Origin of the sequence: Burkholderia sp. Leaf177 (assembly GCF_001424345.1) — a bacterium.
Taxonomy (GTDB): domain Bacteria; phylum Pseudomonadota; class Gammaproteobacteria; order Burkholderiales; family Burkholderiaceae; genus Caballeronia.
In genome coordinates, this window is the sequence record NZ_LMPF01000024.1 from 383595 (window position 1) to 409461 (window position 25867).

24 protein-coding genes and 2 pseudogenes are annotated in these 25867 nt (G+C 59.3%); 9 read left to right on the forward strand and 17 right to left on the reverse strand.

Going from position 1 to position 25867, the window contains the following annotated elements; genetic code table 11:
• Nucleotides 1-44 precede the first annotated feature (44 nt).
• Genes ASG35_RS26145 through ASG35_RS26155 form a run of 3 tightly spaced genes read left to right on the forward strand, consistent with a single transcriptional unit; the run spans nucleotide 45 to nucleotide 3586 of the window.
• A complete protein-coding gene (locus ASG35_RS26145; RefSeq protein WP_056364700.1) occupies nucleotides 45-1616 on the forward strand; it encodes a sugar ABC transporter ATP-binding protein in 1572 nt (523 codons plus the stop codon).
• The gene (locus ASG35_RS26150) at nucleotides 1613-2608 is read left to right on the forward strand and encodes an ABC transporter permease (RefSeq protein WP_056364443.1); all 996 of its coding nucleotides are present in this window, start codon (nucleotides 1613-1615) and stop codon (nucleotides 2606-2608) included. Before ASG35_RS26145 ends, ASG35_RS26150 begins: the two co-directional genes overlap by 4 nt.
• A gap of 15 nt (nucleotides 2609-2623) precedes the next feature.
• The gene (locus tag ASG35_RS26155) at nucleotides 2624-3586 is read left to right on the forward strand and encodes an ABC transporter permease (protein WP_056364445.1); all 963 of its coding nucleotides are present in this window, start codon (nucleotides 2624-2626) and stop codon (nucleotides 3584-3586) included.
• Between the two features lie 127 nt (nucleotides 3587-3713).
• On the opposite strand, the pseudogene ASG35_RS32865 reads toward ASG35_RS26155, so the two are convergent.
• A pseudogene (locus tag ASG35_RS32865) lies at nucleotides 3714-4145 on the reverse strand (DUF2145 domain-containing protein).
• Nucleotides 4146-4413: 268 nt separating this feature from the next.
• On the reverse strand, nucleotides 4414-5154 hold the full coding sequence (locus tag ASG35_RS26160) for a hypothetical protein (protein ID WP_056364447.1): 741 nt from the start codon (nucleotides 5152-5154) through the stop codon (nucleotides 4414-4416).
• A gap of 312 nt (nucleotides 5155-5466) precedes the next feature.
• Between ASG35_RS26160 and ASG35_RS26165 the strand changes: the two genes are divergently transcribed.
• Nucleotides 5467-6069 (forward strand): alpha-ketoglutarate-dependent dioxygenase AlkB family protein, encoded by a 603-nt coding sequence (locus tag ASG35_RS26165; RefSeq protein WP_056364450.1) that lies wholly within the window; start codon nucleotides 5467-5469, stop codon nucleotides 6067-6069.
• Between the two features lies 1 nt (nucleotide 6070).
• Here the strand turns inward: ASG35_RS26165 and ASG35_RS26170 are convergent, their stop codons facing one another.
• Nucleotides 6071-6463, reverse strand: coding sequence for a RidA family protein (locus ASG35_RS26170; RefSeq protein ID WP_056364454.1), 393 nt, complete (start codon nucleotides 6461-6463; stop codon nucleotides 6071-6073).
• Nucleotides 6464-6569: 106 nt separating this feature from the next.
• Here ASG35_RS26170 and ASG35_RS26175 point away from each other — a divergent pair, with 106 nt between their 5' ends.
• Together ASG35_RS26175 and ASG35_RS26180 are read left to right on the forward strand one after the other, a co-directional pair.
• On the forward strand, nucleotides 6570-7070 hold the full coding sequence (locus ASG35_RS26175) for an MgtC/SapB family protein (RefSeq protein ID WP_056364456.1): 501 nt from the start codon (nucleotides 6570-6572) through the stop codon (nucleotides 7068-7070).
• A 74-nt stretch (nucleotides 7071-7144) separates the two neighbouring features.
• The gene (locus ASG35_RS26180; protein ID WP_056364458.1) at nucleotides 7145-8368 is read left to right on the forward strand and encodes a DUF2252 domain-containing protein; all 1224 of its coding nucleotides are present in this window, start codon (nucleotides 7145-7147) and stop codon (nucleotides 8366-8368) included.
• Between the two features lie 59 nt (nucleotides 8369-8427).
• On the opposite strand, the gene ASG35_RS26185 is transcribed toward ASG35_RS26180, so the two are convergent.
• The 7 genes and pseudogenes from ASG35_RS26185 to ASG35_RS26215 form a co-directional block, all read right to left on the reverse strand.
• Nucleotides 8428-8721: a hypothetical protein gene (locus ASG35_RS26185; RefSeq protein WP_056364461.1), complete on the reverse strand. Its 294-nt coding sequence runs from the start codon at nucleotides 8719-8721 to the stop codon at nucleotides 8428-8430.
• A 126-nt stretch (nucleotides 8722-8847) separates the two neighbouring features.
• On the reverse strand, nucleotides 8848-10485 hold the full coding sequence (gene ggt / locus ASG35_RS26190) for a gamma-glutamyltransferase (protein ID WP_056364464.1): 1638 nt from the start codon (nucleotides 10483-10485) through the stop codon (nucleotides 8848-8850).
• Between the two features lie 48 nt (nucleotides 10486-10533).
• Nucleotides 10534-11399: pseudogene (locus ASG35_RS26195) on the reverse strand (ABC transporter permease).
• A complete protein-coding gene (locus ASG35_RS26200; RefSeq protein WP_056364466.1) occupies nucleotides 11399-12343 on the reverse strand; it encodes an ABC transporter permease in 945 nt (314 codons plus the stop codon). Before ASG35_RS26200 ends, ASG35_RS26195 begins: the two are co-directional and overlap by 1 nt.
• A 5-nt stretch (nucleotides 12344-12348) precedes the next feature.
• The gene (locus ASG35_RS26205) at nucleotides 12349-13863 is read right to left on the reverse strand and encodes an ABC transporter substrate-binding protein (RefSeq protein WP_056364469.1); all 1515 of its coding nucleotides are present in this window, start codon (nucleotides 13861-13863) and stop codon (nucleotides 12349-12351) included.
• A gap of 15 nt (nucleotides 13864-13878) precedes the next feature.
• Nucleotides 13879-14976: an ABC transporter ATP-binding protein gene (locus ASG35_RS26210; RefSeq protein ID WP_056364471.1), complete on the reverse strand. Its 1098-nt coding sequence runs from the start codon at nucleotides 14974-14976 to the stop codon at nucleotides 13879-13881.
• Nucleotides 14973-16010, reverse strand: a complete 1038-nt coding sequence (locus tag ASG35_RS26215) for an ABC transporter ATP-binding protein (protein WP_327019666.1) — start codon at nucleotides 16008-16010, stop codon at nucleotides 14973-14975. Before ASG35_RS26215 ends, ASG35_RS26210 begins: the two co-directional genes overlap by 4 nt.
• A 132-nt stretch (nucleotides 16011-16142) precedes the next feature.
• Here ASG35_RS26215 and ASG35_RS26220 point away from each other — a divergent pair, with 132 nt between their 5' ends.
• Both ASG35_RS26220 and ASG35_RS26225 read left to right on the forward strand, forming a co-directional pair.
• A complete protein-coding gene (locus ASG35_RS26220) occupies nucleotides 16143-17006 on the forward strand; it encodes a LysR family transcriptional regulator (RefSeq protein WP_056364473.1) in 864 nt (287 codons plus the stop codon).
• A 162-nt stretch (nucleotides 17007-17168) separates the two neighbouring features.
• On the forward strand, nucleotides 17169-17444 hold the full coding sequence (locus tag ASG35_RS26225) for a hypothetical protein (protein WP_056364475.1): 276 nt from the start codon (nucleotides 17169-17171) through the stop codon (nucleotides 17442-17444).
• Nucleotides 17445-17818: 374 nt separating this feature from the next.
• On the opposite strand, the gene ASG35_RS26230 is transcribed toward ASG35_RS26225, so the two are convergent.
• The 6 genes from ASG35_RS26230 to ASG35_RS26255 are packed head-to-tail and all read right to left on the reverse strand — an operon-like array spanning nucleotide 17819 to nucleotide 23603.
• Nucleotides 17819-18178: an L-rhamnose mutarotase gene (locus tag ASG35_RS26230; protein ID WP_056364477.1), complete on the reverse strand. Its 360-nt coding sequence runs from the start codon at nucleotides 18176-18178 to the stop codon at nucleotides 17819-17821.
• Nucleotides 18179-18180: 2 nt separating this feature from the next.
• Nucleotides 18181-19299, reverse strand: coding sequence for a mandelate racemase/muconate lactonizing enzyme family protein (locus ASG35_RS26235; RefSeq protein WP_056364479.1), 1119 nt, complete (start codon nucleotides 19297-19299; stop codon nucleotides 18181-18183).
• A 36-nt stretch (nucleotides 19300-19335) separates the two neighbouring features.
• Complete coding sequence (locus tag ASG35_RS26240) at nucleotides 19336-20187, reverse strand: carbohydrate ABC transporter permease (RefSeq protein WP_442854869.1); 852 nt, start codon at nucleotides 20185-20187, stop codon at nucleotides 19336-19338.
• 13 nt (nucleotides 20188-20200) lie between these two features.
• Nucleotides 20201-21142, reverse strand: a complete 942-nt coding sequence (locus ASG35_RS26245) for a carbohydrate ABC transporter permease (RefSeq protein ID WP_056364483.1) — start codon at nucleotides 21140-21142, stop codon at nucleotides 20201-20203.
• A 28-nt stretch (nucleotides 21143-21170) separates the two neighbouring features.
• Entirely contained in the window at nucleotides 21171-22502 is a 1332-nt protein-coding gene (locus ASG35_RS26250) for an ABC transporter substrate-binding protein (protein WP_056364485.1), read from the reverse strand.
• A 36-nt stretch (nucleotides 22503-22538) separates the two neighbouring features.
• Nucleotides 22539-23603, reverse strand: a complete 1065-nt coding sequence (locus ASG35_RS26255) for an ABC transporter ATP-binding protein (protein ID WP_056364706.1) — start codon at nucleotides 23601-23603, stop codon at nucleotides 22539-22541.
• A 218-nt stretch (nucleotides 23604-23821) separates the two neighbouring features.
• Between ASG35_RS26255 and ASG35_RS26260 the strand changes: the two genes are divergently transcribed.
• On the forward strand, nucleotides 23822-24613 hold the full coding sequence (locus ASG35_RS26260) for an IclR family transcriptional regulator (protein WP_056364709.1): 792 nt from the start codon (nucleotides 23822-23824) through the stop codon (nucleotides 24611-24613).
• Between the two features lie 257 nt (nucleotides 24614-24870).
• Here the strand turns inward: ASG35_RS26260 and ASG35_RS26265 are convergent, their stop codons facing one another.
• Nucleotides 24871-25845, reverse strand: a complete 975-nt coding sequence (locus ASG35_RS26265; protein WP_056364487.1) for a VTT domain-containing protein — start codon at nucleotides 25843-25845, stop codon at nucleotides 24871-24873.
• Nucleotides 25846-25867: the final 22 nt, after the last annotated feature.

The following is a 25867-nucleotide window of genomic DNA, read 5'->3' on the forward strand; positions in this document are numbered from 1 at the left end:
TGTATCCGGCGAACCCATTCAGTTCGCCCGAGGAGACGCATTCCATGAACACGCCAACTCAAGCGCCGCTGCTGGAGATGCAGGACATCGATATCAGCTTCGGCGGCGTGGCCGCGCTGCGGCACGCGCGGCTTTCGGTGCGCGCGGGAGAAGTGCATGCGCTGATCGGGCAGAACGGCGCGGGGAAATCGACGCTCATCAAGATCCTGACGGGCGCTTACCGGCGCACGGGCGGCACGATTCGTTTCGATGGCCGCGAAGCCGATTTCCGCACGCCGAAAGAGGCACGCGAAGCCGGTATCAGCACGATTTATCAGGAGATCAACCTCGTTCCATTCCGCTCGATTGCCGAGAACATCTTTCTCGGCCGTGAGCCGCGACGTCTTGGTTTGATCGACTGGAAGACGATTCACCGGCGCGCGCAGGAATTGCTCGATTCGTTTGGCTTGCAAATCGATGTCAGCAAACCCGTGCGCGAATTTTCCACGGCGATTCAGCAAATGGTGGCGTTGGCGCGGGCGGTATCGTCGGAAGCGAAAATGGTCATCATGGACGAATCCACGTCTTCCCTCGATGAACGCGAAGTCGAGCTTTTATTCAGCGTGGTGCGGCGTTTGCGCGACGACGGCCGCGCGGTGATTTTCGTGTCGCACCGGCTGGACGAGTTGTATGCATTGTGCGACCGCGTGACCGTCATGCGCGATGGACAAACCGTCGCCGAAAGTCCCATGGCCGCGCTCGACAAACTGCAACTCGTCACCACGATGCTCGGCCGCACGCTCGCCGCCGTGGTGCAGGAGGACAGCGCCGTGAAGGAGGCGAATCTCGCGAAACGCGGCACGACCGCCATCAGCGCGAAGAACATCGGCGCGGGCGCGAAGGTGACGGACGTGTCGCTCGACGTCCACGCGGGCGAAGCCGTGGGCCTCGCCGGTTTGCTCGGCTCGGGCCGCACGGAAACCATGCGCTTGATGTTCGGCGCGGATTCGGCTGAGCGCGGCTCGCTTTCCATCGATGGAAAAGCGGTGAACTTCAAGTCGCCGCAAGATGCGATCGCGCGTGGTATCGCGTATTTGACGGAGGATCGCAAAGGCGATGGCATCGTGCCGGAGCTGTCCGTGCGCGACAACCTCACGCTCGTTTGCCTGCGCACGCTGACGAAACATGGCGTGGTCGATGTCGCGAAGCAACGCGCGATCGTGGACAGGTTCATTGAATCGTTGGGGATCAAATTGCGTTCGCCGGACCAGCCGATTCGCGAGTTATCGGGCGGCAACCAGCAGAAGGTTTTGCTCGCACGATGGCTGGCGACGAATCCATCCCTGTTGCTGCTCGATGAACCCACGCGCGGTATCGACGTTGGCGCGAAAGCCGATGTCGCCAAGATCATCCGCGAGTTGCGCGACTCGGGGCTGGCGGTGTTGCTGTCGGCGTCGGAACTGGAAGAACTGACAGCGGTGGCCGATCGCGCGGTCGTGATCCGCGATGGCAAGACCGTCGCCGAACTCGACGGCGCGCGCATGAGCGAGGCGTCGATCATGGACGCGATCGCGTACGGATCAGGTGAAGAATCGGCGCTGGCGGAAGCCGTCGATGCCAAAGAAGGTCAGCCATGAACCAGAAAACTCAACCGGCAGCGGCGGCGCCCGTGGGACAAAACGTGCCGGGCGCGGCGAAGAAGAAATATCGCATCACGATCCAGCGCGAGATTGCCGTCCTGCTCGCCATGATCGTGTTCAACCTGCTTTTCACGCAGCATTTCTGGTCGCTGCAAACCTTCAACGTCAACCTGACGCAAGTCGTGACGATCGTGATTGTCGGCATTGGCATGACGCTGGTCGTGGCAACGGGCGGGATCGATTTATCGGTGGGTGCTTCAATGGCAATCGCCGGATCGCTCGCGCCGATGATCTTCATGAATATCGCCGGGCCATTCGGCATTGCGTTGGCGTTCGTGCTGCCCGTTCTCGCCGCCGCGCTGTGCGGCGTCTTCAACGGTTTCCTCGTGACGAGGCTCTCCGTGCAGCCGATTGTCGCAACGTTGGTGCTGTTTATCGCGGGGCGCGGCATTGCGCAGGTTTTCACCGATGGCAGCCTGCAAGCCTTCAATAATCCCGCGTTCCAGTGGATCGCCTTGGGACGCGTGGCAGGCGTGCCCGCGCAAGTATTCCTGATGCTTTTGCTCGTCGCGATCTTCGCGTGGATCGTGCGCAAGACCTTGTTCGGTCAATACTTGCTCGTGACCGGCGGCAACGAACAGGCTGCGTATCTGAGCGGCATTCCCACCACGCGCGTGAAGATGATCGCGTACACGTTGTGCGCGGCGCTGGCCGGACTTGCCGGACTGATCTCGATCTCGGTGAATTCATCGTCCGATGCCAACGTGATCGGCCTCGGTTCCGAACTCGATGCCATCGCCGCGGTCGCCGTCGGCGGCACGGCGCTGACGGGCGGCAAGGCGTACATAGTCGGAACGCTGATTGGCGCGCTGATCATCCAGTTGCTCCGATACACGCTGCTCGCCCACGGCATCCCCGACGCGGCCGCGCTGGTCGTGAAGGCGGGCATCATCATCGCGGCGGTTTATGTGCAGCGGCGCCAGCGCTAAGAGGCATCGATCGATATGAAAAAGAACCTTCCCATTCTGCTGGCACTCGCGGCGCTTCTGGTCTTCGGCGTGACGCGATACGACCACTTCGCATCCGCCTACAACATCACCTCCTTCTGGCGATACAACTCCATGTTCGCGCTGATATCCGTGGGCATGGCTTTTGTGATCATCACGGGCGGTATCGACTTGTCGGTGGGCGCGGTGGCTGCGCTGGCGAGCGTGGTTGCGGCGCTGGCGAGTTCGCATGGCGGCGTGGCTGCCGTGCTGGCCGGCGCGGGCGCTGGGCTCGCGGTCGGCGTGTTGAATGGCCTCGTGATCACGCATATGCGGATCTTGCCGTTCATCGTGACGCTCGCGACGAGCCTCGGCGCGCACGGCATGGCGCTGTTGCTCGGGCATAACGACGCGGTATCGATTGCTGCGGCCGCCGATTCCAGTTTCGCCAACTTCGGCCAGGGCGATTTGTTCGGCTTGCCGATTCCGGGGATTGTGGCCGCCGTGGCCGCGGTTTTAGGTTGGCTCGCGCTGCGAAGCACGCGCTTCGGACGCCACGCATTGGCGATTGGCGGCAGCGAGGAAGCGTCACGTCTGATGGGTTTGAACGTCGACCGGACGCTGGTTGCGGTCTATGCGCTGAGTGGATTGCTCGCGGGATTGGCCGGCGCAATCCTGGCCGCGCAATTCGGTGCGGGACAGCCGAACGAAGGCATCGGCTGGGAATTGTTCGCGATATCCGCGGTGGTGCTGGGCGGAACCTTGCTGACCGGCGGACAGGGATCGATTGCGATGACCATCGCCGGCGTGGCCTTGCTCGGGCTCGTGTTCAACTTGCTGAACTTCGAGAACGGATTGGGTTTTATCAGCTTGTCGGCGTACTGGCAGTCGGTGATTCGCGGCGTGTTCCTGCTGCTCGTGATCGTGCTGCAGGCAAGGGTGCTGAAGAAACGCGTGACGGTGACGAAGCTTGCGCATTGAGATGACGGCGGTGGTTGCAGGGATGTTTCCACATCCTTCGCAGCTAGCTGCACAAGTTTTTCGACCGATTTGCTGTTACCCCGTCAGTGATCGCCGAGCCAGTTCTAACGCTCCGCAATCACTGAGGTTACCGATCTGGCGAGGGTGTTTGGAAAAGCTTCCAACCCTCGTCACGCCGGGACAGGAATCGAATAATCGACTCGACCGTTCCCGTCTGAATCCGGTCGGAACAACGCAATTCGTAGGGGTGATCGTCGAAGGCAACGTTCGCCTCGAACATGCGTCCAACAAGCCATTTTAACGCGCGAATTTTTATTTCCCATGGCTTGTATCCAGCGAGCTTTAACTACGCCTGCGCCCGTTCTCGCGTATCGATCCGAGCATTCTTCGCTTCCACCGCCGCAACCGTTTCCATAATCCAATCATTCGAATTTTGATAACGGGTGGAGTATGGACAGCCAACCAGACTGTAGTGACGGTCTTGTACGGACCGCAAAGCTTCAGCATTCTGAAAACGCGGCAGCAACCTGTCGCCGACTTCCTTGGGCGGACCGATGATGACGGGTCGTCAAGGAAGAAACTGGCCACGTCCTGATACCGCAAGTCGGAATCAGCGGTGCCACACGCGTTAAGCAAATGAACGATGTGCCAAAGAGCTTTCGCATCTCTCGATATATAAATCTCGCTTGGCTTTATTTCAGATTGTATTCAGACAGGTCTTGCCCCACACGTCCTAGCAAAGCGGAAATTCTGCGGAGCAAAATGCTAACCGTTTTAAGTTAATTAATTCTTCGTTTAAGGCCAAGGCCGAAACACGGCTATCTTATTTAATCGGACTGCATACTTTTTGGGACGACGTACCGTCCGTCACGGTGCTGAAGCACGACGCTCGTTCGGCGACCGGGTGAGTCTTTACTTGAGCAGTTTCCGTTCTTCAAAACATTTGTGCTTTCCTTCGACTTTTCAAGAATTTTGAGTGCCGCGTAGCCGTCCGCGCCTGCAGGGCCGACGTCAATCGCGCGGCTCGTGCTGTTGAATTCGCCCGAGCACCGGCCGTCCCATTCTCCCCCGCTTCTTTCGACTGTCAGGCGGTCAAGCACAGGCCTGAGCCTCTGCCCGTCAATAACGTATAAGCTCAGCGATGTTGTGTTGTATGGGTTGACACGCGACGATCCGGAATGGCTGATACGGACACCAAAGGCCCGGTTCTCGGGCATCAACTGATAGCGCGCAGTGTCCAGCGAGATTCCGGACAAGCGCATCGCATCATAGGTAATCGCGGACGGTTGATAGGAATGCGCAATGATCGAACCGGAATCGCTGTCTGCGACCAGGACTTCGAGATCGTAAGTGCCTGTGTCGGGATCCGAACCCTTGGCTGGCAAAGGCAATGCAGCAAGTGTTAGCGCAGGATTCGCCGGCCATAGTTTGCAGGTGGCGTATTCGCTAGCTAATGCGCGATTGGGGTGGAGTTTCTGCGTCCAGGTATTCAAAAATTCCTCGCATGCAGCGTTGGCGAGAATAGGGGTGAGCAGCATGAATGCTGCAACAAGAATTCTTGTTTTCATCTGAATTTGCGTCGTCTTGTGTGTGGATGAAAAAGCATGGGTGCAGATCGAGTTAATAACTCTTCTAAACTCTTACCGAGTATCAAGGATATCTAACGTATTTATCCAGAGAGCAATTGTCAAGATTTGTAGCTACATCCTTTCAACGACGAAATAACGCGTTCCCGATCGCTGGTATTGAAGTCGGTTGCGTTGCGTCTTCGGAGCGATTAAGAAAGCAGCTGCCACAGGTTGCAGAGCAGGTTCAAACCGCAATTGCGTAATCTGCTAAGTTATCGAAAAGACCCGTATTCCAAAGCCGAAACCACTTCCATGTTCGACCTTTTCGACGACATCCCCAAGCCGGACATCGACTGGCTGCCTGACTGGCTGGACGCGGCGACGGCGTCGGACACCATGGCCACGTTGATCGATGAAATTGCGTGGCAGCAGGACATCATGAACACGCCCGGCGGAAAAGTGCCGTTTCCGCGCCTGACCGCGTGGCAGGGCGATCCCGGCGCGGTCTATGTCTACTCGGGCATTCGCAACGTGCCGAAGGCGTGGACGCCAGCGGTTTTATCGTTGAAAACGAAAGCCGAAAGCGCCGCAAAAACCACGTTCAACAGCGTGCTGATCAACCGGTATCGGACGGGCCAGGACAGCATGGGCTGGCACGCCGACAAAGAACGCGAACTCGGGCTTGCGCCGGTGATCGCATCGGTGAGTCTCGGCACCACGCGAACCTTCGAGTTCCGCCACACGAAAAGCCGCCAGATCCATACGCTGCAACTCAAGCACGGCAGCTTGCTGATCATGCGCGGGCGCACGCAACTGGACTGGGCGCATCGTGTGCCGAAAGAACCCGAGGCGCGCGGCGAACGCATCAATCTCACCTTTCGCTACGTGGACGCGGCGGCGAAACCGCGTCGATGATTCAGCGCTTCGCCACGAAATCAATCTCCACAAGCGCATCGCGCGCCAACCCGGTCACGCCAATACACGTTCGCGCCGGCAACGGTTTCGGCTCGAAGTAGCTTTTGTAGACGACGTTCATGGCGGGGTAATCGCGTTTGAACTCGGTCAGGAAAATCCGCACGCTGACCACGTTATCCAGCGATAAACCCACGCCCTCCAGCACCAGGATCAGGTTGTCCATCACCCGGCGCGTCTGCGCTTCCACGCCTTCGGGCAGCGGCTTTGAATCATCGGCGGGATCGGTCGGCATCTGTCCGGTGAGGAATACCCAGCCATCGGCTTCGGCCGCGTGGGAAAAAGGCGCGACCGGCGTGGGCGCGGCATCGACCATCGTGAAAGTAGGCAGCGTCATTGTGTCTCCTTGGAAAAGCACGGTGCGTTACCGTAACGGATCAAAAATCCGATGGCTCGCAACTCGCGTCACAATGCAGCCGTACTCAATTATTTGAAGGTCCGCAATGCTCCCGCTTCCCGTTTTAATCGATGTCGTGATCCGCATGTTCTGGGCGCTCGCGATTGGCTGCATCATCGGCGTGGACCGCGATTTGCACGGCAAACCCACGGGCATGAAGACGCTCGGGCTGGTCTCGCTCGGCGCGTGCCTGACGACCATGGCCGCGATGGGCTTCGCCACGCACAGCGCGACCCTGAGCACCGATGTCTCGCGGGCGATTCAGGGCATCGTGACGGGAATCGGCTTTCTGGGCGCGGGCGTGATCGTGCAGACGCCGGGGCAACACCGGATTCGCGGGTTGACCACGGCGGCATCGATCTGGGTGACGGCTGCCGTGGGCATCATTTGCGGCTTGGGCGTATGGAGCGTCGCCGTGATCGCAACGGCGATGTTGATCGCCTTGCTGGTGATCGGGCGAAGAGTGGAAAAGGCGCTGCATCGACAATGGATCAAAAAGCCGCCCGAGGAGCGGGAAGCCGGCACGGATCTCGAAGATCTGAGCTGATCCGGACCCTACAAAATCATTACAAATCAACGGCATGCGGCTTGCTTGAAGCGAGCACTCACAGGACGATCCCCATGCCCAAGAAAAACTCCCCTGCCCTTCCCGGCACCGATGATCGTCAGGCGCTGCTCAATGCACGCCGCAACATGAAGATGGCCGAATCCGCGCACGCCTACGTGCGCGGCAACACGAGCAAATTCTATGAATGGCTCGACGGCCTCGACGGTCACAAGCTTCCCGAAGGCCCGGCCATCTGGATTTGCGGCGATTGCCACACCGGCAATCTCGGACCCGTCGCCAATACGGACGGCGACGTCGAGATCCAGATTCGCGATCTCGATCAAACCGTGATCGGCAACCCGGCGCACGACATCGTGCGGCTGGGGTTATCGCTGGCGACGGCTGCGCGCGGTTCCGACCTGCCCGGCGTCACCACGGCGCGCATGATCGAAGCGCTTGCGGAAGGCTACGAACACGCCTTCGATGCCACCACCAAGGATCGGCCGATCAAGAACACGAAACCCGAAGCGGTGCGCGTGATGATGAAAGAAGCCGTCCAGCGCACGTGGAAGCATCTGGCGGTGGAACGGATCGACGATATAGAACCGTGCATTCCGCTGGGCAAGCGTTTCTGGCCGCTCGATAAACAAGAGCGCTTCGAGATCAAGGCGCTATTCGAGCGGCGCGAGATCGCGGACATTGCGATGGCCCTGCGCAAGGACGCCGACGAGGAAAAGGTTTCGGTCATCGACGCTGCTTACTGGGTCAAAGGCTGCAGTTCGCTCGGGCGCTTGCGATATGCGGTGTTGCTGGACGTGGATGGCGGCGCGGTGGAAGGCGACGATCTTTGCCTTATCGATATCAAGGAAGGTCTGAAAGCCGCTGCGCCGCGTTATCGTGGGCAGGACATGCCGCGCGACAACGGCGAACGCATCGTGGAAGGCGCGCGGCATTTGACGCCGGCGCTCGGTGAACGCATGCGCTCGGCGCGCTTGATTGATCGTTCGGTCGTGATTCGCGAATTGTTGCCGCAAGACATGAAGCTGACGGTCGAGCAGCTGACGCAGGAGGAAGCCATGAAGGCAGCGCGTTTCCTCGCGATGGTCGTCGGCAAAGCGCATGCGCGGCAGATGGACAAAGCGGGCCGGCGCGCGTGGCTGACGGAGCTGCGGCGGGCGCGCAGCAAGTCGCTCGATGCGCCTTCGTGGCTCTGGAACAGTATCGTTGCGCTGGTGAGCAGCCACGAGGCGGGTTATCTGGAACATTGCCGGCGATATGCGTTGACGCCGGCTTTGTAGGCCGACGATAAAAAAAGGCCGCTCGTCGAAGAGCGGCCTTTCATACATCGAGAACAAGATCAATACCCATAACCATGGCGTTCGCGCCAGTGATGCTCGCGCCATTCATGATGCCGCCATTCACGGCGACGCCATTCGCGTTCACGCCAGCCATCGTCACGATAACCGCCGTAACCGCCGTAACCGCCATACCCCACCACAACTGGCGGAGGCGGCGCCACATACACCGGCGCTTGCGGCGCGTAGTAGCCCGGCACGCCGATCCCCACATCCACGTTGACATGCGCGGAAGCTGCCGCCGATGCCATCAAAACGCCCAGCCCCAGTACCGCACCCAGTATCTTCTTGTTCATCTAGTCTCTCCGCGCACTTGTCGTGCTCTTGTTTACGCAACCAAGTGTAGGAGCGGCGTTCAGATACAGGTGCTACCGGAATGCGATAAAAGTAACCGGGCGTATCTTGAAATTAAACGCCTTAATTTAGAACCCAGCCGCCAGACCATCTCTCCGGCTATCGCTCGCCGCGACATAACCGCGTTCAGGATCGTTACGATCCAGCTTCCAGATGTACTGTCCCGAACCGAAGTCCATATAAGGATCATCGACGGATTTGATCGTGTGGCCGTAGCCCTGTAGCGCCTTCACCGTTTCCATATCGAGCGTTGCTTCAACATCCACCGTGAAATCGCGATTGACCTTCCAGCGCGGAGCATCGCAGGCGGCTTGCGGTTGCTGGCCGTAATCGAGCATGCGCACGATCGATTGCAAATGCCCTTGCGGCTGCATGTCGCCGCCCATCACGCCGAAGCTCATCACGGCTTCTTCCGTGCCGTCGACCTTCTGCGTGAGGAACGCCGGAATGATGGTGTGGAACGGGCGCTTGCCGCCTTCCACCACGTTCGCGGATTTTGGGTCCATCGAAAAACCGAAGCCACGGTTCTGCATCGCGATGCCCGTATCCGGCACGACTACGCCCGAACCAAAACCCATGTAGTTCGACTGGATGAAACTCACCATCATGCCGCGCTCGTCCGCCACAGACATATAAATGGTCCCGCCCGCCGGCGGCATGCCGAAGTCGAAGTGCTTCGCCTTGTTCGGATCGATGAGCTTGGCGCGCTCGCTGAGATATGCGTCGTCGAGCATTTGCTCGGGCGTGACGTCCATGGATCGCGGATCGCCGACGTACTGGTAGACATCGGCGAAAGCGAGCTTCATGGCTTCGATCTGCAAATGCTGCGACTCGATTTTATCGACGGTCAGCGCCTTCACGTCGAACTTGTCGAGAATGCCGAGCGCGATCAACGCCGCGATGCCTTGCCCGTTCGGCGGAATTTCGTGCACGGTATATCCGCGATAATCCTTCGATATCGGCTCGACCCAATCCGCCTTGTAATTGCGCAGATCGTCGGCTGTCATCGCGCCGCCGCCCTGCTTCGAAAACGCCGCGATCTTCTCGGCGATCTCGCCTTCGTAGAACGCGCGTGGACCTTTTTCAGCGATGGTGCGCAGGGTTTTTGCGTGACCCGGATAACGCATCAGTTCGCTGATTTCCGGCGCGCGGCCGCGCGGCATGAAGGTCTCGGCGAAACCGGGATAGTCCTTCAATTCGGGAACGGCGGCCGCCCATTTATAAGCAACGATGCTCGCGACCGCATGACCGCGCTCGGCGATTTCGATAGCCGGTTCCATCAGATCGGCGAACGGCAGCGTGCCGAATTTCGCGTGCAGCGCTTCCCATCCCGCGATCACGCCAGGAACCGTTGCCGCGTCCCAGCCGCGCTTCGGGTTGTTGGCAATGCCGTTCTGCTCGCCGTATTTGTTCTTGAAGTAATCCACGTTCCACGCGGCCGGCGACACGCCCGACGCATTCAGCCCGTGCAGTTTCTTGCCGTCCCAGACGAGCGCGAACGCGTCGCCGCCAAGACCGCACGATACCGGTTCGACCAGCGTGATCGCGGCGGCGGCGGCGATGGCGGCATCGACCGCATTGCCGCCTTTCCACAACATGCGCAAACCGGCCTGCGCTGCAAGCGGATGCGAAGTCGAAACGATATTGCGCGCGAACACCGGCAAGCGCGGCGTCGGATAAGGGTTCTGCCAGTTAAAGCGGGTCATGGAAAACTCGTCTCTTTGATTAGTGAAGTTAATGCGGCAAGGCGTTGTTCAAAGCTCGCGCGGATCGAGCGCGTCGCGCAATCCATCGCCGAGAAGATTGAAGCCGAGGACCGCAAGGAAGATCGCGATGCCCGGAAAAACACGGACATCCACGGCGCCTGGCTCACGAAGTCCTTGGCGGTGTTCAGCATCGATCCCCACGATGGCGCCGGCGGCAATTGCCCCAGCCCGAGGAACGACAAGCTGGCTTCCGCGATGATCGCCATGGCGACCGTCAGACTCGCCTGAACGATGATCGGCGGCAGCACGTTCGGCAGGATGTACCTCGCGATAATGCGGAAATGGCCGAGCCCGATCGCGCGCGCGCCTTCCACATAATCCTCGGCCTTGACGCTGATCGCCTGGCCGCGCGTGAGGCGCACGAAGCGCGGCATGGCCGAGACGCCAATGGCGATCATCGCGTTGGTCAGGCTCGGTCCGAGAAACGCCGCGAGCGCAATGGCTAAGATCAGGAACGGGATGGAGAGCAAGGCATCGGTGAAACGGGAGATGACGCCATCGACAAAACGGCCGAAGTAGCCCGCGAGCAATCCCAGCGGCACGCCGATCACAACCGCAATTCCCACCGACACAACGCCTGCGAGCAACGAAGCCCGCGCGCCCCAGAGCAGACGCGTGAGGACGTCGCGGCCGAGTTCATCGGTTCCGAACCAGTGGATCGCCGACGGCGCTTTTCGCACGGTCATGAAACTCGCCTGAACGGGATCGTAGGGCGAAAGCCACGGCGCGAACACCGCGACGAGAATCACGAGCAGCACGATCGCCGCACCCGCCACCGCCGCACGATTGCGCAGGAACCGGCCGAGCGCGCGGTTGCGTTTGCGCGGCAACGCGGTTTCAACAATGGTTGCCATCAGCTTCTCCTCAAGCGCGGGTTGAGAAGAATGTACAGAACATCCGCAAACAGATTCACCACGATAAATCCAACCGCCGTGACCAGCACCACGCCCTGAACCACGGCGTAATCGCGATTGAAAACCGCATCGACAACCAGTTTGCCAAAGCCCGGAATAGTGAAAACTTGTTCGGTCAGAACCGCGCCCGCGAGCAATTCGCCGAACAGCAAGGCAAGCACCGTGACAATCGGAATCAGCGCATTGCGAAAGCCGTGCTTCACGACGACCGTGCCTTTTAGCAAGCCTTTCGCGCGCGCCGTCCGGATGTAATCGCTGCGCAAAACGCTCAACATTGCGCTACGCGTATGCCGCATCAATTGCGCGCCGAGCGCCGCGCCGAGCACGAACGCGGGCATCAGCATGGTCTTGATGCTCAGCCAGAAATCCTCCGCCGGCGACACATATCCCGACGATGGCAACAACTGCCATTTCACGGACACCACAAAGATCAAAATGATCCCGAGCCAGAAATTCGGTATGGACATGCCGGTGAGCGCGAGAATATTCGCGCCGTAGTCGAGCGCTTTGCCTTTGTTCGCCGCCGATAAAACCCCGAGCGGAATGCCGATTCCCACGGCAATGATCATCGCCATGACGGCGAGTTGCAGGGTCACAGGCAACTTCTGCGCGATGAGCTTCGTCACCGGCACATCCGTGCGCAACGACGCGCCCAGGTCACCATGAAAAATGTCGCGAACCCACAGCGCGTATTGCACGGGCACGGGTTCATCGAGGTGATATTTCAGCCGCAACGTGGCAATGACTTGCGGGTTCTGATCTTCGCCGGCCATCGCCAGGACCGGATCGCCGGGCAGCATTTTTTGCAGGCCGAAGATCATCATCGAGACAAGAATCAGTGTCGGGATCGCGACGAGCGCGCGGTTGGCGATGATTCGCAACATGAGCGTTATCCCTTGATGCTCACGCCGCGCAGGCGAATCAGGCCGTCGGGATAAGGCGTGAATCCCTGCACTTTCTTTGACATGGCGTACGGCCACGGCTGCGCGTAGAGATAGATGATCGGATCTTCGTCGGCGAGGATCTTTTGCGCGGCATCGTAGGCCGTCTTGCGATCGGCAACGGTCGACTTCACGCGGGCATCGTCGAGCAGCTTGTCTACATCGGCATTGCAATAACGACCGTAATTCAGATTGCCCTTGCACGTCACGAACTGATGCAGATTGCCGTCCGGGTCCGTACGGCCCGACCAGCCGAGATACAGCAATTCGAAGTCGCCTTTCGTGGACGCGTTCAGCGCCGCGGCGTAATCCGTCGGACGCAGTTTCAGGTTGATGCCGGCCTCGGACAACATGGCTTGCAGCATTTGCGCCATCTGGTTCGACACCGTGTTGTTGCCGAACGTCAGCTCAACATCGAGCTTCTCGAAACCCGCCGCCTTGAGCAACGCCTTCGCTTTCGGGATATCGCGTTTGGTGGTTTTCAACGAGGTATCGAAGTACGGACTGTTCTTCGGGATCGCCTGATTGATCGGCGCAAAAATGCCGCCGCCGATAACCTGGTTGATCGCATCGCGGTCGATCGCCAGTTCGAACGCTTCGCGCACGCGCTTGTCCTTGAACGCTTTCGGCGCGCGCGCGCCGTTCGATACATTGAACGTGAGGTCGTAGAAACCCAACCCGCTCATGGAAATGAAGTCGAGATTCTTGTCGCTTTTCACCGATGCCACGTCGGACGGCGCCAGACGTTCCAGCATGTCGAGCGAACCCGAACGCAGGTTCGCAAGACGCACGGTGCTATCCGGAATCGGCTGGAAAATGACCTTCTGGATCGGGTATTTGCCCGCGTCCCAATAGCCTGCAAATTTCTCGAGCACGACGCGATCGTTCTGCACGCGCTGCACGAATTTGTACGGACCCGAGCAGACCGGATGCGTGGAGACGCCGGCGTCGTCGGTGAGCGTTTTCGGCGCGAGCATCATGCCGGCGCGATCGGTGAGCGTGGCGAGCAGCGCGGCATCCGGCGCTTTCAGGACGATGGCGACAGTGTTTGCATCGACAACATCCACATGATCGATCGATGCCAGTTCGCTCTTGCGATTGCTCGCCGGCATGGAGCGCGAACGGTCGAGATTGGCTTTGACGGCGGCGGCATCGAACGGTTCGTCGTCGTGAAATTTCACGCCTTGACGCAGCTTGAACGTGAGCGTCTTGTTATCGGCGCTCATGCTCCACGACGTGGCAAGCATGGGCACGATCTTCAGATCCGGGCCAATATCCACCAGCGAATTGCACAGCGAACTGAACACGATCCGGTCCACGACCTGACTGCTGCGCGCCGGATCCAGCGTGCCGATATCGTCCTGCAAGCCAATCCGAATCGTGGAATTTGTTTGCGCCATCGCAGCGCTCGTACTGGCGGCGATTGTCGTGATCGCTACTGCCGCCAAGAGAATTTTTCGCATCTGGATTTCCCCGTTTTATCGTGTATTCGAATGTTCTTTGAGCGCGCCGTCGACAACCGCCTGACGTTGCCGGTACACCGCGAGCCGTTCGGTCAGCTTCGGGCTCACGATAGAAACCAGCGGCGCGCCGCCGCCCGCGTTCTGAATCTCGCGCCAGAAATGGCACGCCACGCGATGCCCGTTCGGCAAGGTTTCGTTGACCGGCTGTTCATCGGCGCAACGCGATTTTGCGTGCGGGCATCGCGGATGAAAGCGGCATCCCGAAGGCGGCGATGTCGGGCTCGGCAGATCGCCCGTCAGCGAAGCCTTGCTGCGCCGCTGACGCGGACTGCTCGCCGGAATCGCCTGCAACAGCGCTTGCGTGTACGGATGCAAGGGTTGATCGAAGAGATCGTCGACGTCGGCCATCTCCACGATTTCGCCGAGATACATCACCGCCACGCGATCGCTCATGTGGCGGATCACGGCGAGATCGTGCGCGATCATGATCAGCGTAAGGCCGAGTTTCTGTTTCAGCGATTCAAGCAGGTTGATCACTTGCGCCTGAACGGAAACGTCGAGCGCGGACACGGGCTCGTCGCCCACGATCAGCTTCGGCTCGCCCGCCAATGCACGCGCGATGCCAATCCGCTGCCGCTGGCCGCCCGAAAACTCGTGCGGATATCGCTCGGCATAACCCGGTTGCAGGCCGACCGTGCGCAGCAGATCGGCGACGCGTTCCTGTAACGCCGCGCCTTTCGCGAGTCCATGCAGCGCAATTGGCTCGCCGATGATCTGCCCCACCGTCATCCCCGGATTCAGCGATGCAAACGGGTCCTGGAAAATGATCTGCATCTCGCGGCGAAGGCGGCGCATGGGTTCGGTGCCGAGATGCGTGATGTCGCGGCCCTGATACATCACGCGGCCTTCGGTGCTGTCGATAAGACGCAGCAACAAGCGCCCGAGCGTCGATTTTCCGCAGCCCGATTCTCCGACAATGGCGAACGTTTCGCCTTGCTGCACGGAGAACGACACGCCGTTCACGGCATAGACGGTCGGCGCGCGCGTGAACATGCTGCGCGTGCCGCCGAAGTGTTTGGTGAGTTCCTGCGCTTCGATGATCGGCGGATTCATGCGGCCGCCTTATCGGTCAAAGCGGCTTCGACCGGCGCGACCCAGCACGCAACGCGATGTGAACCATCGATCATCTTGTCGGGCGGCGCCTGGTCGATACACCGCTGTTCCACGAACGGACAACGCGGCGCGAACCTGCAACCCTTCGGCATTTGTTCCGGCGACGGCACCGAGCCGCGAATCGTCGCCAACGCGCCTTCGCGTTTTCCCACCGACGGTATCGCGCCCATCAAACCGATGGTGTACGGATGCTGCGGGTCATCGAAGATCTCATCCACCGAGCCATATTCCACGATCCGCCCCGCGTACATCACGGCGACGTGATCCGCGACTTCCGCGACCACGCCGAGATCGTGCGTGATCAGGACCATGGCCGTACCGGTTTCGGCCTGCAGGTTTCGCACGAGCAATAAAACCTGCGCCTGGATGGTGACGTCGAGCGCGGTCGTGGGTTCATCGGCAATAAGCAATTGCGGGCGATTGGCGAGCGCCATCGCGATCATCACGCGCTGGCGCATGCCGCCCGAGAGTTCGTGCGGATAGGCGTCGAGGCGTTTTTCCGGCGCGGGAATGCGCACGAGGCGCAGCATTTCCAGCGCTTCCTTCCTTGCCGCCGCGCCCTTCAAACCACGATGCCGCTGCACGCATTCCGCAATCTGATGCCCGATGGTGAACGCCGGATTCAGCGATGTCATCGGCTCCTGGAAGATCATCGACATGCGGTTGCCGCGGATATCGGCGAGTTCGCGTTCGCTGAGCGTGAAGAGATCGCGGCCGTCGAACAGCGCTTTTCCCGCGACGATATTCGCCGGCGGACTCGGCAGCAAACCCATCATTGCCAGCGACGTCACGCTTTTCCCGCAACCCGATTCCCCCACGATGCACAGCGTTTCGCCCGCGTTCACCGAGAACGACACGTCTTCAACGAGGTTCGGCACATTCGCGGCGCGCGAGAATTTCAGCGAGAAACCGCTGACTTCGAGTACGGGAGTTTTCGTGGGCTGATCCTGGAGCGGCTTATTCAACGTCGACAAATTTCAACTCTCCGCTGCTTTGACGGGACGTGAAGCAAAGACATGAATCTTTCACACTCATTATGTGCGGCGCAATGCATCAGGAAATATTAAACTTTCTTTTCGACACTTAAAATTTCCTTGAGTAAGCCGATGCCGACCATCCGGATGCTGAAGACGTTTCGCGCGGTCGCGCGTTCAGGTTCGTTCGCTGCCGCCGCCGATAAAGTCGCGCTCACGCAAGCGGCCGTGAGCTTGCAGATGCGCGGCCTCGAACAGGCGCTTGGCCGCCAGCTTTTCGACCGAAGCGCGAGGCAGGTCGTGCTGAGCCGCCAAGGCCATGAGATTCGCTCGAAGATCGAGCAGATTCTCGATTTACTCGATGAACTCGAAGCCACGCCCGCCGATTCCATGCACGGGCCGGTCGTGATTGGCGCGGTGGTATCGGTGATCGGGGCGTTGTCTTTGGGCGTCGCGCAGCTGAAAACCGCGCATCCCGGGCTGGACGTGAGGTTGTTATCGGCGCGATCGGACGAACTCACCGCGATGGTCGAGCAAGGCGAAGTGGATATCGCGGCGGTCGTCGCGCGGCCCGATCAGACGCTGCCCGACACGCTGAAATGGACGCCGCTTTATACCGAGCCGCTGATGCTGGTGGTGAGCCGCGAAATTACCGATACCGACGCGCATCGCATATTGGCGTCGAACGGTTTCCTGCGGTTCGACCGGCGCGTGCGCACCGGCGTGGTCGTGGATCAGGCGCTGACGGCGCTCGGGCTGGAAGTGAAGGAATATCTGGAACTGAATTCCATCGAAACGATCGTGGCGCTCGTCCGGAAGAATGTAGGCGTGACCGTGCTGCCGGAACTGCATCGTGCGGAATGGCGGGCGGATCCGTCCCTGCGGCTGGTTTCGATCGCACAGCCGCCGATCTTGCGAACAGTCGGGATGATCGAGCGGGCTTCGTACGGAAGAAGCGGGATTACGGCGGCAATCATCAAGACGCTTCACGGTTAGTTTTATCGAGCTACGGCCTCTTATTATTCGTCTATCCCGAAAACTGATTTGCGCCTATCGAACACAATAAACCGATAGTAGGGGTATACACTGCATTTCATCGACGCAGTGAGCAGAGCAAACCGCCACTGCGCCCCTTACAACTGAATATCGGAGCGCATCATGAAAAAGAACCTTATCGCCACGTTGTTGATCGCCACTTCCGCAGCTTTGGCTGCTCCCGCATTTGCAAGCAGCGGCTACGGCCCGGCACCGTCGTACAACCCGACGGTCGGCGCACCGGCTTCGCAGCGCGGCCAAAGCGCGCAAACCGTTGCTGCTGAAAACGCACAAGCTCAAAGCGATGCAAAGTCCTACGGCGGCGTGCAAGACACGCATTCGCAATCGGGCAGCCGCATTCGTGCGAACACCACGCAGAACCTGTACTCGCATAACTAAGCTTAATGAAGTTGCGTCAGTTCGCGATTCCCAGACTGACTCACATCCGCGACTCACGCAAAACGTAGGAAGCGGTAAAACCGATGCCGGATGAACTATCCGTTCATCCGGCATCGGTTTTTTCATTGCAGGAAAAGATTGGGTAAGGAGTTGGTTGATCCAATGAACGCGGCTTAATGTTGACTTAAGGTTGGCAAATTAACGTAGTGCCTTGACCCCCTGTAGTACCCCTCTTAGGCCGCCTAGCGGCCTTCTTTTTTGGTCCGCGAAAAATGAAAACGCTCTGGCGATTGTGCGTGGTTGCGGGTTGTCTTATTGGCGGCGTCGGACTTGCGGTCGCAGTGTTCTCGTTGATCCTTCGCGTCACCTGAACGTTACGGTCTCTTCAATTGCGTCTGCATGTTGAACGCGAGCTTTGCCGGTTGCCATTCTTTGGTCGAAGCGTTCGGCAACGGCTGCTGAAAACTCGCCATCAACGCGTTCCACTCCGTCACGCGCGGATGTACATCAGGACCGGCAACGAGTTTGTCGAAGCTGAAATCAGGCTCGGTTTTAATAAGCATCACGAGCCGCGTTTCGCGTCGCCAGATCGTCATGTCGACAATCCCCGACGCCTTCAGCGCTTCCAGCACTTCAGGCCAGACGGCTTCGTGATAAGCATCGTATTGCGCAATGACCGTGGGGTCATTGCGCAGATCGAGCATCAGGCAATGGCGCGCAATATGAGCGTTCATCTTCAAGCGGCCGCGCGCGCATCCACACGAACGTGCGTGCGTTGCGTTCCCTGAATCGCGTCCCAGTCCCAGTCGATACCAATGCCCGGCTCCATCGGCGCGACGGCGTAGCCTTGCTCGATCTGAACCTGCTTGCCCGTCAACGAGTCGAGTTGCGGAATATATTCCAGCCACGTTGCGTTCGGAACAGCCGCGCACAAGCTCACATGCAACTCCATCAAAAAGTGCGGGCAGATGGAAACGTTCATGGTTTCCGCGAGATGCGCGACCTTCAGCCACGGCGTAATCCCGCCAATGCGCGCCACGTCCGCCTGCACGATCGAACATGCATCGGCTTTCAGATAGTCGCCGAACTGCCCCGGGTGATACATCGATTCACCGACGGCAACAGGCGTTGAACTCGCCGCGTTCAGACGCTGATGCGCCGCGATATTCTCGGCAGGCATGGGTTCTTCGAGCCACGCGAGACGCAGCGGTTCATATGCATTTGCGCGGCGAATGGCTTCGGACAAGGTGAAGCCCTGGTTGGCATCGACCATGATCTCGAAATCGTCGCCCATGGCTTCCCGCACGGCTGTGAGCCGGCGCATGTCTTCCGCCAGATGAGGCCGGCCGACCTTGATCTTCGCGCCATGAAAACCGGCATCGCGCGCCTGGATGGTTTGATCGACGAGTTCTTGCGCCGATAAATGCAGCCAGCCGCCCTCGGTGGAATACGTGCGCGTGCGCGGTTTCGCGCCGCCCGCGGCAATCCAAAGCGGCACGTTCGCCACGCGCGTGTTGCGGTCCCACAAGGCGGTATCGATTGCGGCGAGCGCCAGGCTCGTGATCGCGCCGACCGCCGTTGCGTGCGTGTGGAAAAACAGGTCGCGCCAGATGGCTTCGTACTCGGCTGGATTGCGTCCAATCAAGCGCGGCACGAGATGATCGTTCAGCAACGCGACAATCGACGACCCGCCCGTGCCGATGGTGTACGTGTAACCCGTGCCCGTGCTGCCATCGCTGCAATGAAGCGTGACGAGCACCGTTTCCTGCACGACAAACGACTGGATCGCGTCCGTGCGTTTGACCTTGGGTTGAAGATCGACCTGACGGATGTCGACGGTATCGATAGTTGCCATTTCCTGTTCCTTTAAAGCTTGATTCAACCGATTCGTTCAACCCTTCACGCCGCCGAGCGTCAGTCCCGCGATCAAGTGTTTCTGCACGATGAACGTGAGCACGATCGCCGGAATGATGATGATCACGGCCATTGCACACATGCCGGCCCAGTCCACGGAAAACTGCGCGGTGAAGTCCATCAGGCCGACCGGCAGCGTTTTGGTATCGGGGCTTCGGCACAATTGCGTGGCGAGCGCGAACTCGTTCCAGCTTGTCAGGAACGCGAAGATTCCCGCCGATGCAATCCCGCTTTTCGCCAACGGCAACTCAATGCGCCAGAACGCTTGCCAGCGGTTGCATCCATCGATTTGCGCGGCTTGCGACAATTCGATTGGCACTTCGCGGAAAAAGCCATCGATCAGCCAGACGGTGAACGGCACGTTCATTGCCAGATAAACCAGGATCACGCCAATGCGAGTATCGAGCAGACCGGTCCAGGCCCAGAGCATGAAGATAGGCAACGACAACGCAATGCCCGGAATGGCGCGCGTCAGCATCAGCGTGACGAACATGATCTTCTTGTGCTTGAAGTCGAAACGCGCGAAGGCGTAGCCGCCGAGCACGCCTACAGCGAGCGCGGCGACCGTGCTGACGCACGAGATGATCACGGAATTGACGAAGTACTGGCTGATGGGCAAAGACGCCATTTGCCCGTAGCCGAACATGCTCTTGAAGTTATCGAGTGTGTAGCTCGAACCCACCAGCGGCGATTGATTCGAGAGGATCGCGACGTTCGACCTGAACGCATTGAGCACGACCCAAAGCCCGGGCAGGCAAATGATCGCCATGACAATGAACACGCCAAACCACATCGCCGACTTGCGCATGAATGCGCCCTTGATTGCCATATCGCTCATGATGTCAGGCAGGCCCCATGTGTTTCCGCGCGCCGCTCAGCTTGCGGAAAAAGTACAGCGTGAAGAGGATCGAGACGAGCACCGAGACATACGCAATCGCGTTTGCATAACCCATGCGTGAATCGTCGTAGGCAATGCGTCCGACCATCGTCCAGAGCAATTCGGTGCGTCCGCCCGGACCGCCGTTCGTCATGATGCGCACGATGTCGTAAGCGCGGCCGACATCGAGTGAACGAATCGTCATCGATATATAAATGAACGGCATCAGGTACGGCAGCGTGACGAAGCGGAAGGTTTGCCAGGACGTGCAGCCATCGACTTTCGATGCTTCTATTGGGTCCTTCGGCAACGCCATCAAACCTGCGAGCAGGATTACCGCGAAGATCGGCGTGGAGTTCCAGACCTCCGCCGCGATCAGCGACGCAAGCGCGGAGTTGGCATCGACAAGAAAAGGGAATGCGGACTTCGCGCCGAACAACGTCTGCATCAGGTTGTTCACAATGCCGGTGCTGTCGTTGAGCATGAACTTGAACTGAAAGCCGACGAGCACGGGCGAGAACATCATTGGAAACATCATCACCGTGCGCAACGCGCGTTGCCCTTTCGTTACTTGATTCAGCAGCAGCGCAACGCCGAGACCGAGCAACAATTCGAGATTCAGCGCGACCGTGAGGAACAGAATGGTGCGGCCGAATGCCGCCCAGAAGTCTCCGTTCGCAAACGCGCGCTCGTAGTTGCGCCAGCCGATCCAGTGCGAAAGCGTGTCGGGATCGGTCAGACGATAAGCCGTGAAGCTCGTATAGAACGAGAACAACAGCGGCAGCACGACCACCAGACCCACCGCGAGGAACGCGGGCAAAAGCAATTTGATCGGCAGCGGAATGCGCCAGCGCGGTGTTGCAAGAGCGGGCTCGCCGCCGATCGAATAAGGCGTGTTGGATTGCATCGAAAGCCTGATGATGTTTGGTCGAGCGTTACTGGTCGGCTGCGTCCTGCATGATGTCGGTGACTTTCTTCGCGGCTTTGTCGAGTGCTTGCTGCGAGGTTTCGTCGCCGATGATCGCCTTCTGCAATTCCGGCCACAACGCATTGGAGATTTCGTTCCATTGCGCGATGCGCGGCGGCGTGAACGAATCTTCCTTCGCGGCCTGGCTGAACGTTGCGACCGCGTCCGCCATGAAGTGATCGTCCTTGGTCTTGAACTCCTGCACGATGGCCTGCTGTGCATCCACGCGCGAAGGAATGGAGCCGAGCCGCGCTTCAACGAGTTGCGAATCCTTGCTCGTCAAAAACTGGATAAAGCTCGCGGCGACTTCGGGACGTGCGCACACCTTGGTGATCGAAAAGCTATGCGAACCCGACCAGCCCGGCCGCTTGTTGGCCGCGCCCAGCGGTGCGCGAACCACGCCTACGTTTCCTGCGAGCTTGGACGTTTTCGGGTCGTTATAAAACGATGCAAACCCTGGCCAGTCGAGATCGAGCGCGACCTTGCCCGACGCGAAGTTGTTGCCGAGATCATCCCAGACGTAGCTCGGAACGCCCTTCGGAACCACGCCTGTTTTGTAGAGATTCACGAACCAATCGAGCGTCTTCACGCCGGCCGGCGAGTTGAATGTCGGCTTCATTTTTGCGTCGAGTAACTGGCCGCCGTTTGCCACCAGCAGCGAATAGAACGTGCCCGTCAGCGCTTCGTCCTTGCCGGGGAATTGCGTGCCGTAGAAGTTCGGCGCCTTGGTAAAGAACGTGGCCTGTTGCGTGAACTCGGCGAAGTTTTTCGGCGGCGCAAGATCCTGTCCGAATTTCTTCTTGTAAGCATCGCGATTCGCGGGATCGGCGTAAGCGGTCTTGTTGTAATAAAGCGCTTCTATGTCCGTTGATCGCGGAATCTGAACGAGCTGACCTTTGACCTCGGATTGCTTCAACAACGCAGGCGCGAATGCCGAAAGATACGTCGCCGGGAACAAACCCTTGAGATCGCGGAAGATCGGATATTGCGCCGAGAAATTCGTATGATTCGACGACACGCAATAGTCGATATGCTGCGAAGCAATGTCCTGCTTCAACTCACGATCCAGCTCGAAGTGACTCTTGCGCGAGATGATTTCCACCTTCGCGCCGGTCTCCTTTTCCCATAGCGGAATGCGCGTATAAAGTGCTTCGTATTGCACGCCGCCAATCAGCTTCACGCGCAGCGTATAGCCTTTGTATTCGTTATCGGCGCGTGCTCCGGTCGTCGCGACCAAACCCGCCAGCGCGAGCATGGATACCGCGACCTTCACTGCGGTTTTTATCGAATCGTGGCGCATGATGCATCTCCTTTGTTATATGTCTTCGCTTGGATCTCAACGCAGCCTGCGGCTGGTGTCGGTATCGAAGATCAGGGTGTTGTCCAGTTCCGCGGCGAGCCGGACGTTTTGTGCGGGCTGAAGCGGCAAGCGTCCGTTCACGATCACGCAGCAACGTTGGCCCGCGACCGAGCCGAATAATTCAGTCGATGCACCCGTCGGTTCCACGACGTCAACGTTGAACGGAAGGCCGCCGTGGTCTGCAACAAGAAGATGTTCGGGGCGCACGCCGACCGTGACATCCTGTCCTTCGCGAGCGTTGACCACGGGCACTTGCAAAGCGAAATCGCCGATACGCACACGCGCGCCGCCGGTTTGCAATTCGTATTTGCCTTTAAAGAAATTCATTGAAGGCGAGCCAATAAAACTCGCTACGAACAGGTTGTCCGGGTCGTCGTAGAGTTCGAGCGGCGCGCCGATCTGCTCGATCACGCCGCCGTTGAGCACGACAATTCGATCCGCCATGGTCATGGCTTCAATCTGGTCGTGCGTCACGTACACCGTGGTTGCGCGAAGCCGTTGATGCAGCGCCTTGATCTCGGCGCGCATCTGCACGCGCAGCTTGGCGTCGAGATTGGACAAGGGTTCATCGAAGAGAAACACCTTCGGGTCGCGCACGATCGCGCGGCCCATTGCCACGCGTTGCCGCTGACCGCCCGACAAATGCCGCGGATAACGTCCAAGCAAATCCTGAAGCCCGAGAATGGTCGCCGCCTGATTGGCGCGCGCCGCGATTTCGTCCGGCTTCAGATCGCGCAACTTCAGCGCGAACGTGAGGTTCTCGAGCACGCTCATATGCGGATAAAGCGCGTAGTTCTGGAACACCATTGCAATGTCCCGATCCTTCGGCGGCAGGTCGTTGACCACGCGGCCATCGATCAAAATCCGGCCTTGCGTCACGCCTTCCAGTCCGGCGAGCGCGCGTAGCAATGTCGACTTGCCGCAGCCGCTCGGCCCCACGAGCACGAGGAACTCGCCGTCCTTTACCGTCAGGTCGATCTGCTTCAACACCTGCACGGCGCCGAACGATTTCTGCACCTGCTTGAATGCCACTTCAGCCATCGGCTTCACCTCGTTTTGACGAGCGGCGCAGGCAAATCCTGCGTTCTCGCGGACCACTTTCCACTGATGCAAATCATTTTAAAGATAAAACGGTCTTTCATAGATGAATTTATGTTGGTGTTTTCCCGGGGATCGAATGCACGCTTTTCCGGCCGGAGATGGCGCTTTGGGAGGTCTACAATCACGCCACGCAAGTACGCAAAAACACGGGAGGAATTTTGGATAACACGCGATATTCGGCGCCGGCGCTCGAGAAGGGGCTGGACATCATCGAGTTGCTGGCGGGTCATCCGGAGGGTTTGTCGCTGGCTGATCTCGGCAAGACGCTCGGACGCACGACAGCGGAAATTTTTCGCATGGTCGTGACGCTGGAAACGCGCGGATATCTTCTGGCAACGGGCGATCGATACGTGTTGTCGCTGTTGCTGTTCCAGCTTGCGCACAAACATCAACCGGTTCGATCGCTCGTGACGACCGCGCTGCCGTTAATGACGCAACTCGCCAACGACGTGCGGCAGTCGTTCCATCTATGCGTGTATCAGGATGGCCGCGTGCTGATTGTCGCGGGCGTGGAAAGCCCGGAGCGTTTCGGATTTTCGTTGAAAGTGGGTACGTTGATCGGCATGACCGATACCGCGTCCGGCCAGGTCCTGATGGCGTTCCAGGAGGAACTCGAACGCAAGCGCATGCTGAAGCTTCACGTTCCGGTAGATGGCGAACTTCCCGTCGATGCAAAGCAGCTCGCCGCCGACCTTGCGCGGATCCGCGAACGTGGACATGCGCGCATGCCGAGCCGGCAAGTCAGGGGTGTGAAGAATCTTGCTTACCCGGTGTATGGACGCACCGGCCACGCAATCGCCACGCTGACGACGCCGTTCATAGAACGCATCGACAATGCGCCCGTGCCCGCCATGAACGAAGTCGGCGAACGGATGAAAGCCGCAGCGCAGACGCTGACCGAATTGATGGGCTTGAACGTGTACTGGGAACCGGGCGCAAGCGGTAGTTGATTTTTTTACATGGCTTGGTGGGGAAGCGCCGTGACGGAACTGAATACGCGTGCAGCGCCGCCGACGACCGGACGTCTCGCCACGTCCAACCGCCGGCACACGCCACCTCTCCCCTCGGACTTACTACTCCCCGATACTCCGACGCTGACCGAGCTGATGTCAGTTTGTCCCCGTGCATCGTTGAGCTTATTTAGCCACGGTCGAACTCCCGGCGCATCCCCGCATAGGTATGGATAGAGAGGGTGGTAGTCGCTCGATCAAGACCGCGCCATCAGCAAATCCATCGCTTCGAAATCAGGCGGCAACGGTTCGACGGCATAACCGCGTTTAATCCATTCGTCGAGGCCGCCATACAGCGCCCGGACATTCACGAAGCCTTTCGCGCGCAGCCGGCGGCAGACTCTTCGCGCGGTGGCATCGTTGGAACGGGAACAATAGACAACAATCACGCTCGACCGAAGCGACGTATCAACGCTTCCCGGCGAGTCAGGATCCAGCAATCTCGCGCCCGGAATCCGGACGCTCTGCGCGTTGCGATCGGCCTGCTTGCGTGCATCGATAATCAATGGCGGCGAGCCCGATCTCATCATGATGTTGAGCTTTCGTGCCGTGACGACCCGGCGGCGCAGCCATCGCCTGATACGCAAGCGCAATACGTATCGATAGATCAGGTAGACCAGAGCGGCTGCGGCAAGCACGTCGAGAATGGACGCCCCGTATGGCCGCACGATCGTCAGCAGCATGGCCAGTTGTTGCTCGAAAAGCGCACCGCCCAGCAACCAGAACGACGCCCACACGAGCGTACCGGCCGCGTCCCACGCAACGAACTTGGCAGGCGAAATCATCGTGGTTCCCATCAACGGCGGCGTGATGAGCGCGAGGCCCGGAACGAACTTCGCCACCGCCACAATACCGATGCCGAAGCGTTCGAACAGGTTGCGCGTGGTGCGGATGCTGGCATCGGCGGAAAGCGAGCGGCGCGAGAAAAAGTCCGTGAGACGCACGCCATAAATTCGTCCCGCCGAAAACCACGCGAAGTCGCCAATCAGCGCTGCCACCACGGCTGCGAGCAGCACATGCGAGAACACGAGAAGACCGGCCGCGATCGCCGAGCCCGCGAACAGCAGGACGGGGATGATCGGCAACGGCACGCCGAGCCGCGTCACAAGCACATTGACGAAGACGACCGCACTGCCCCAGGTGCTTATTGCCGACGGTGGAATCTGGATCAAGTGCCCGCCTCCGAAACCTCAA